Annotated in this window: 2 pseudogenes; one reads left to right on the plus strand and one right to left on the minus strand. The window is 57.0% G+C overall.

The window, feature by feature from the left end:
* A pseudogene (locus tag J5M56_RS25840) lies at positions 1-183 on the plus strand (hypothetical protein); the annotation flags it as partial.
* A gap of 45 nt (positions 184-228) precedes the next feature.
* On the opposite strand, the pseudogene J5M56_RS25845 reads toward J5M56_RS25840, so the two are convergent.
* Positions 229-428, minus strand: a pseudogene (locus J5M56_RS25845) (GNAT family N-acetyltransferase); the annotation flags it as partial.

The following is a 428-nucleotide window of genomic DNA, read 5'->3' on the forward strand; positions in this document are numbered from 1 at the left end:
GCGCTGGAGTATTTCGCCACGCAGCTCGATGCCATCCAGACCAACAGTCTCAATGGCAATTACTACGGCAAGAGCCTGATTCCCGAATTCAAGAAAGCCATTTACGTCCTGCAGAATCTCAAGACCTATGGCGAAGGCAATGCGGCAGTTCCGTCCGACAAAGGCCTGAAGGCAAAGGCCTGACTTCTGCCGATGAAGCCCGCTCATCCGTGTGCGGGCTCGGGCTGATTACACCGCAGCCATGGCTCGCCCAGTGAGTTGACGTTGTGCCTGGTCGTGTAACTGCTGCATGTGCGGGCAATGCAATGTCAGCTTGCGCGTGCGGTAGCCGCGATGAAACAACGTCAGCCAGCCTCCTCGATTGTCTTGCGCAGGCGCCAGACCGGTGAAAGCAAAACCGATGGCGTTAAGACTGTGCAGATCCACGG

Origin of the sequence: Pseudomonas sp. 51_B, from assembly GCF_017491595.1 — a bacterium.
Taxonomy (GTDB): domain Bacteria; phylum Pseudomonadota; class Gammaproteobacteria; order Pseudomonadales; family Pseudomonadaceae; genus Aquipseudomonas; species Aquipseudomonas promysalinigenes.